This is a genomic window from Burkholderia sp. HAN2018 (genome assembly GCF_024704855.1).
Taxonomy (GTDB): Bacteria; Pseudomonadota; Gammaproteobacteria; order Burkholderiales; family Burkholderiaceae; genus Burkholderia; species Burkholderia cepacia.
In genome coordinates, this window is the sequence record NZ_QOBB01000286.1 from 1 (window position 1) to 7,920 (window position 7,920).

Sequence of the window (7,920 nt, forward strand, 5' to 3'; positions counted from 1 at the left end):
GCTCGCGCCGCTCGCCGCGCGCGCGATCCGCCGCGCGCTCGACATGGCCGGGCTGCGCGCCGACCAGATCGACTGGTGCGTGCCTCCCGGCTTCGATCCCGGCTTCGCGGCGCGCGTGGCCGACGCCGCGTCGATCCCGGTCGGCGCACGGATTCAGCACGACGGATCGGGCCACCTGTCGTCGGCCGAATCGGCGGCCGCGCTGATCCGGCTCGCCGGTGCGCTCGACGAAGGCGAGCGCCGCACGGTGCTCGTGTGGGATGCGGCACTGCATGGCGCGGCGGCGGCGGCCGTCGTCGACCTCGCCGGCGGCCTCGATGCCGCACTCGATATCGAAGGAGACGCATGATGAGCGCCTACAAGGTCAGCCTGCGCGAATTGCGCTTCTTTCTGTGGGAACTGTTCGAAGCCGACAAGCAGTTCCTGGCGGAACACGGCCTGTACGGCACCCACGACCGTGCATCGATCGACGCACTGCTCGAACGCGCGCGCGACTTCGCGCTCGACCTCGGCCGCAGCTACCAGCAGGCGGACGTCGAGGGCTGCACGCTGCTCGACGACGGCCAGGTGCGCATTCCGTCGCATTTCCACGCGTTGTGGGCGCGGTTTCGCGACGAATGGTCGAACACGCTGTTCGGCACCGCGCACGGGCTGCCGCCGATCGTCACGCAGATGATCTACGAGATGTTCATGGGCGCGAACCCGTCGTTCATGACGTACGGCGGCTTCACGCGCCCCGCGGTCAAGCTGCTGCAGATGCACGGCACGCCGCACCAGAAGGCGCTGATCGCGCCGCTCGAGGCGTACCGCTGGGATGCGTGCTTCTGCGCGACCGAGCCGCAGGCCGGCACCGACCTCACCGCGGTCGCGCTGCGCGCGACGCCGCTCGAACGCGACATCTACGCGATCGACGGCGAGAAGGTCTACATCTCGGCCGGCATGCACGAGCTGACCGAGAACACGCTGTATTTCGTGCTCGGCCGCATCGACACGGCGTCGCCCGATTCCTTCTCGCTGTCGTGCCTCGTCGTGCCGCGCTTCTGGCCGGACGAGGAAACCGGTGAATTGCAGCCGAACCACGTCGACTGCATCGGCCTGCCGCGCAAGATGGGGCTCAAGGGCTGCGCGAACACGCACCTGGTGTTCGGCGCGAACGGCACGACCCGCGGCTGGCTGCTCGGCGGCCGGCGCAACGTCGGCCTGCTCCAGCTGATGCCGCTGATGAACCAGGCGCGGATGAGTACCGGGATGTTCGGCGTCGGCGTCGCGTCGAGCGCGTACCTGCACGCGGTCGAGTATGCGGGCCGCCGGCTGCAGGGCCGGCCGATCGAGCGCGCGTCGAACACGAATGCCGCGCGCGTCGCGATCGTCGAGCACGCGGACGTGCAGCGCATGCTGGTCGACATGAAAAGCCGCGTCGACGGCTGCCGCGGCCTGCTCGGCAAGCTCGCCGCGACCGCCACGCGCGCGGCGATGCTCGAAGCGACGCCCGACGCCGATCCGGCCGAGATCGAGCGCCACCGCAAGCTGCAACTGCTGCTGACGCCGGTCTGCAAGGCGTTCATCTCCGACCAGGCGTGGCGGATCTGCGAAACCGCGATCCAGGTGCACGGGGGGCTCGGCTACACCGACGCGAGCCCCGTCGAGCAGAACGCGCGCGACGTGAAGATCCTGTCGATCTGGGAAGGCACGAACTACATCCAGGCGCAGGACCTCGTGCGCGACAAGCTCGGCTTCGGCCGCCATTCGCGGCTGATCCAGTACTACCGCGACGAACTGGACGTGTTCCTCGCGCGCCAGCATCACACGAGCACGCATGCGGAGCTGCGCCCGCTGTTCGACGCGCTGCGCACGGGCGCCGACCGGATCGCCGCCGCGCTCGACGATATCGCGCGCGACGTGCAGGACGGTCATACGCACCGCAGCAGCCAGTTCTACACGCGTTTTCTCGAGATGTTCGGCGTCGTCACGTCGGCGTGGGTGCTGCTCGAATCGGCGACGATCGCCGCGCGCCGGCTCGACGCGCCGGACACGGCCGACACGCCGGCCGAACTCGCGTTCTATCGCGGCAAGCTGAAAAGCGCGCGCTACTACTTCGCGAACGTGCTGCCCGTGGTCGACCAGCACGCGGCCGTGATCGCCGCGATGGCGCACGCGGCGATCAGCGTCAGCAGCGAAGAACTCGCGCAGGCGGAATGACATGGACATGACACTCGATTCCGGCACGAACGCTTCGGCCGCCTCGACCGGCGACGCGCCGCGCAACCTGCTCGGCCGCCCGGCAACGCGCCATCGCGGCACCGACATCGACGGCGCGACGCTCGAGCCCGAAGCGCTGCGCGTGCGCGATCTCGACCTGAACGCGCTGATCGGCGCGACGACGTTCGAAGGCGCGCTCGCGCACCTGTGGTTCGACGTCGCGCCGGACAACGCGGCTCATGGCAAGCACGAGGCGGCGATCCGCACGCGGCTCGCGGCGTTCGCCGAGGCGCTGGCGCCCGGCTCGGCCGCGCAGTCCGTCGCCGCGGATCTCGGCGCGGCGGGTGTCGCGCCGGTGTTCGCGGCCGCGTCCGGCCTGTTGCGCGGCTTCGACGACGTGACGGCACGCATGCCCGGCAACGCGCCGGACGATGCCGATCTCGACACGATGCTGCTGTGCGCGGCCGCGGCGCCGTTCCTGCTGCACGCGGCGATCGAAGGCCGCCCGTTTGCCGCCGGCACCGACGGCGGCGCTTCACTCGATACCGCCGCGACACAAGCGCAACGCATGCTCGTGCTGACCGGCGCGACGCGCCGCGATGCGCAGGCGCAAACCGCAATGGACATGCTGCTCGTCGCGTGGCACGCCGGCTTCGGCTACATCACGCCGACCGTGCTCGCGCCGCGCGTCGCGATCGGCACCGGCGTCACGCTCACGCAGGCGATCGCGTCCGGTTTCCTCGCGAGCGGCCCGTCGCACGTCGGCGCGGCACTCGAAGCGATGCACTGGCTCGCCACGCTCGCACGCTCGGCCCCGGGCGGCATCGACGCACCGCCCGCCGCGCTCGACGCCGCCGGCCGCGCGGCGATCGATGCGGCGCTCGACGCGAAACACACGCTGTACGGCTTCGGCCATCCGCTGTTCGTCGCCGATCCGCGTCCACCGCACATGCGCGGCCTGTTCGCCGCGCACGGCTTCGACGGCGCGTACGTGACGCTGTTCGACGCGTGCTGCGCCCAGGCCGACGCCCGTCGCGCGTTGCGGCCGAACATCGATTTCCTGACGGCCGCGACGCTGCTCGAACTCGGTGTCGCCGCGCCGTCGTGGGGCGTCGGTGTCGGGCTCGGCGCGCGCATCGCGGCGATGGCCGCGCATGCGGTCGAGCGCCGGCGCCGCCCGGCTTTCGGCGTCAACAGCGCGACTGCGCGACGGCTGCTGGCCGCCGTGCCGGTCGGCTGGCTGTGAACCTTCATCCATCGGCACCCTTCAGCAAAAGGAACGTCATGCTGCTCAAGAACCTGCGCCCGGCGAACGACTACGATCGCTTCGCCACCGAAACGCTCGAACCGTGGGACCTGCTGTTCATCAGCCGCATCCGCCAGCTCGCGCGCGGGATGACGCCCGGCGTGATCGCCGACATCGGCACGGCCACCGGCGTCGTGCCGGTGCGGCTCGCCACCGACCCGGCGATGCGCGGCTGGCGCTACGTCGGCATCGACCTCGATCCGGCGATGCTCGACGAAGGCCGCCCGCGCATCCGCGAACTCGATCTCGACGACACGATCGAGATGCGCGTCGGCGACGCGCTCGCGCTGCCGTTCGACGACGGCACGCTGACGATGGCCGTCGGCCGCGCGACGCTGCACCACCTGCCCGACAAGGCGCTCAGCCTGACCGAGATGTATCGCGTGCTGGAGCCGGGCGGCATCGCGCTCGTGCACGACATGCGCCGCGACGCGCCGCAGCACCTGCTCGACCGCTTCACCGAGATGCGCGCCGCCGCCGACTATCCGCCGACCCACGTCGAGGAAAAGATCACGCTCGACGAAGCGCATGCGCTCGTCGCCGAAGCCGGCCTCGCGGACGTCGCGTCGATCTACAGCCCGAGCGCCGGGCTCGGCGCGCTCGGCTTCGAGATCCTGCTGAAAAAACCGGCGCTGGCCTGAGCGATGACCGACCTCGCCTTTCTCGCCGCGCACGCCGCCGTGCGGCTCGGCGCCGACGACGTGCACTGCGCGGCGGTCGCGCCCGGCGCGACGCTGCCGCTGTGCGTGACGCCGCGCAGCGCCGAGCTCGCGACCTCGCCGGAGATGTTCGTCGCGTGGTACCGCTCGCGGCTCGATACGATCGACACGCTGCTCGACGCGTGCGGCGCGCTGCTGTGGCGCGGTTTCGCGGTGCCCGACACCGCCGCGTTCGGCCGCCTCGGCGCGCTGTATCCGGCGCACGCGAACGGTTACACGGCGGGCGCCGCGCCGCGCAAGCAGATCGACGGCCAGGTGTACGAATCGACCCGCATGCCGCCGCCGTTCAAGATCGGGCTGCACCAGGAGATGGCCTACATGCCCACGTTCCCGCGCCTCGTCGCGTTCTATTGCCGGCGGCCGGCCGATGCGGGCGGCGAAACGCCGATCTGCGACATGCGGCGCGTGACGGCGCGCGTGCCGGCCGCGCTGCGCGAACGGTTCGCCGCGCGCGGCGTGATGTACCTGCGCAACTTCGCGGCGCCCGGCGATCGCGCGGACGGCCTCGCCGCCAACCCGAACCTGCCGTTCGCCGAATACCACCGGCCGTGGCACGACGCGTTCGGCACGCGCGACCGCGACGAGGTCGAGCGGCTGTGCGCGGAACGCGGCGTCGGCTGCCGCTGGCTCGACGACGGCAGCGTGACCGTGTCGCACGTCGGCAGCGCGCTGCGCGCGCATCCGCGCACCGGCGAAACCGTCTGGTTCAACCAGGCGAGCGCGCAGCACCCGAACCCGCGCTCGATGGGCGAGCTCAGCTACCGCTACCTGCAGCGCATGTACGGCGCGCGCGCCGCGTTCCCGTACGAGATCCGCTACGGCGACGGCTCGCCGATGCCGTTCGACGATCTCGTCGCGATCTACGATGCGTTCGACGAAGAGGAGCTCGCATTCCCGTGGCAGGCCGGCGACGTGCTCGTCGTCGACAACATGCTGGTCGCGCACGGCCGCAACCCGTACCGGGGCGCGCGCGACACGCAGGTCATGCTGTTCGACTGACAGGAAGCCGACGATGAGCGATTCGTTCCTCGCCTCCGTGCGCGCGCTGTTCGGCCCGCACACCGCGTTCGACCGGCCGCTGCGCACGGCCTCGCAGCCGCTGCCCGATGCGCACGCGCCGGGCTCGGCGCTCGACGCGCGCGCGATCGACGTCGCGGCCGGCGATTTCCGTTTCTCCGCGCGGCACGTGCGGTTCCGGCTCGGCGCGGTCACGGCGATCGTCGGGCCGAACGGTTCCGGCAAGACCACGCTGCTCGAAACGCTGCTCGGCTTCCGGCGCGGCGGCACCGACGTGCGCGTGCTCGACGTGCCGGCCGCGCGCTTCATGCGCGACACGCCGTCGCTGCGGCGGCTCGGCGCGCAGCTGCAGAAGGTCGAGTATCCCGACCATCTCCGCGTGTCGGAGATCGTCGCGCTGCACCGCGCGATGTACGTGCACGCGGACGCCGCAGTCACGGAGGCGCTCGGCATCGCCGAATTGCTCGACAAGCCGTGCCGCGCGCTGTCGAAGGGGCAGCGCCAGCGCGTGGATCTCTACGTGGCGCTCGCGCACCGCCCCGAACTGGCCGTGCTCGACGAACCGTTCACCGGCCTCGACCGTCGTTATGCGGGCGTCGTGATCGACCTGCTGCGCCACCGCGCGCGCGGCACGAGCATCGCGATGATCTGCCATGCCGAGGAAGAGCTTGCCGTCGTCGACGATCTCGTCTGGGTGCGCGACGGCGGCGTGCGCTACCAGGGCGACAAGGACGCGCTGCGCGCCGAGCTCGTCGGCGAAGCGCGCGCGGTCCTGCATTGCCGCGACGAAGCCGACGCGCGCGCGCTGCGCAAGCGGCTCGCGGCGCTGCCGGGCGTGACCGGCGTGCGCGTGTCGGCCGCGCACGTCGTCGAGGTGTTCGGCGATGCGACGCTGCATCCGAACGTGCACCGCATCGTCGGCGAACAGGGCATCCAGCATCTCGCGCTCGCGCCGAGCACGCCGGGCGACCTGCTGCGCCTCTGTACCGAGGGCCCCGTCCATGACTAAGGTGTTCCTGATTCTCGTGCGCAACGAGCTGCTCGGTTATCTGCGCAGCCGCTCGTCGCTGTTCTGGACGCTCGTGTTCCCGGTGTTCCTGCTGAGCGTGATGCTGTTCGCGTTCGGCGGATCGGGGTCGCTCGGCACCGCCGACATCGCGTTCGACGTGCCCGGCGGCGCGACGCCGTACAGCCGCGCATGCGAAGCGCAGATCGTCGCCAGCCTCACGCACAGCGACACGGTGAAGGCGACCTTCGGCGGGCGCGGCGCGGCGGCCGATCGCGTGACCGTCGTGCTCGGCGCCGACGAGCGCACGCCGGCGACGATCCGCTACGACTTCAACGGCTCGCTCGCGGTCAAGGCCGCGTCGCGCGTCGTCGAGATCGCGCTCGCCCGCTGCGCCGCGCAGCGGCTCGGGCTGCCGGCCGCGCAGGCGCGCTTCGAGAACGCGGCACCGGCGCGTCGCCCGTTCGACTATGGCGCGTTCTTCGCGACCGGCATTCTCGTGATGGCGTTCATGGCGATCGGCCTGAACTCGACGACCACCGCGATCGCGTCGCTGCGCGAACGCAATACCTTCAAGCTGTACGTGTGCTTCCCGGTCTCGCGCGGCGTGTTCCTCGCCGCGCTGATCGTCGCGCGGATGGTGATGATGGCGCTGTCGGCGCTCGTGCTGCTGACGGTCGCACGCGTCGCGTTCGGCATCGCGCTGCCGATCGCGACGCCAGACGGGCTGCGCGCGTTGCCGATCGTGCTGCTCGGCGCGGCGATGGTGCTCAGCATCGGCGTGCTGCTCGCGAGCCGCACGCGGTCGCTCGCGGCCGCCGAACTCGCGTGCAACGTCACCTACTACCCGCTGCTGTTCTTCAGCGACCTGACGATCCCGATGCACGACGCACCGGCCTGGCTCAAGGCGGTACTCGCATTCCTGCCGACCAACCAGTTCGCCGTCGCGCTGCGCGGCGCGCTGGTCGACGGCGCTCCGTACGCGCAGCTCGCGCCGCAACTGCTCGGCATGACCGCGAGCACGGCGCTGTTCCTGTTCGCCGCCGCGCGGCTGTTCCGCTGGCACGACGCATGACGCATGACGCGTCGCCCATTGTTTCGACGAAGGAGAATCCCCCGATGAAATCGAGCAATCCCATCACCGACTACCTGCTGCACGCGAGCAACTTCCTGCCGGCGATCGTGTTCCTGTTCTACGGCCGGCTCGGGCCCGGACAGCCGGACGTGCGCTGGACGCACGCGTTCCTGATCGGCGGCGTGCTCGCGCTCGTGCACGGCGCTTGGCTGATCCGCCGCGCGGACCGCAACAGCATCGCGATCGGCGTCGACCTGTTCCTCGTGATCGGCGCGGTGCTGGCGCTCGTGTCGCCGACAGGTAGCCGTTTGTGGGGAGAAGAACTCGGGCCGGCCGCGATGCTCGTCTGCGTGCTGGTCGTCGGCATCGTGCATACCGCGTGGTCGGACGGCGGGTTCGTCGACGGCACCTTCGTCGACCATGCGCGCGCCCGTTCGCTGTCGATCGTGCTGCTCGCCGTCACCGTCGTCGCGCTCGCGGTGTCGATCGCGATGCGCCACAGCCCGCTGTGGGGCGGCGTCGTGCCGCTGATCGCGCTGGTCGTCGTGCGCGGCCGCCTGCGCAAGCAGCTCGTGCGGGCCGGCTGACGATGAGCGCG

General features: G+C 71.1%; 7 protein-coding genes and 1 pseudogene. All 8 read left to right on the plus strand.

Translation table 11 applies throughout. The annotated features are described in order from the left end of the window. A pseudogene (locus tag DPV74_RS36755) lies at positions 1–349 on the plus strand (hypothetical protein); the annotation flags it as partial. Further along, positions 349–2,199 carry an acyl-CoA dehydrogenase gene (locus DPV74_RS36760; protein WP_162923244.1) on the plus strand — a complete coding sequence of 617 codons (1,851 nt, stop codon included), beginning with the start codon at positions 349–351 and terminating at the stop codon, positions 2,197–2,199. The pseudogene DPV74_RS36755 and the gene DPV74_RS36760, both read left to right, overlap by 1 nt. A gap of 1 nt (position 2,200) precedes the next feature. After that, positions 2,201–3,445, plus strand: coding sequence for a citrate/2-methylcitrate synthase (locus DPV74_RS36765; protein ID WP_119338974.1), 1,245 nt, complete (start codon positions 2,201–2,203; stop codon positions 3,443–3,445). A 38-nt stretch (positions 3,446–3,483) separates the two neighbouring features. Further along, the gene (locus DPV74_RS36770; protein ID WP_021160286.1) at positions 3,484–4,146 is read left to right on the plus strand and encodes a class I SAM-dependent methyltransferase; all 663 of its coding nucleotides are present in this window, start codon (positions 3,484–3,486) and stop codon (positions 4,144–4,146) included. 3 nt (positions 4,147–4,149) lie between these two features. Then, positions 4,150–5,223, plus strand: coding sequence for a TauD/TfdA family dioxygenase (locus DPV74_RS36775; protein WP_060085953.1), 1,074 nt, complete (start codon positions 4,150–4,152; stop codon positions 5,221–5,223). A 13-nt stretch (positions 5,224–5,236) separates the two neighbouring features. Further along, positions 5,237–6,250: an ATP-binding cassette domain-containing protein gene (locus tag DPV74_RS36780; RefSeq protein WP_119338975.1), complete on the plus strand. Its 1,014-nt coding sequence runs from the start codon at positions 5,237–5,239 to the stop codon at positions 6,248–6,250. Further along, on the plus strand, positions 6,243–7,322 hold the full coding sequence (locus tag DPV74_RS36785) for an ABC transporter permease (protein ID WP_027792024.1): 1,080 nt from the start codon (positions 6,243–6,245) through the stop codon (positions 7,320–7,322). Before DPV74_RS36780 ends, DPV74_RS36785 begins: the two co-directional genes overlap by 8 nt. Positions 7,323–7,366: 44 nt before the next feature. Beyond that, positions 7,367–7,909 (plus strand): hypothetical protein, encoded by a 543-nt coding sequence (locus DPV74_RS36790; RefSeq protein ID WP_021160282.1) that lies wholly within the window; start codon positions 7,367–7,369, stop codon positions 7,907–7,909. Positions 7,910–7,920: the final 11 nt, after the last annotated feature.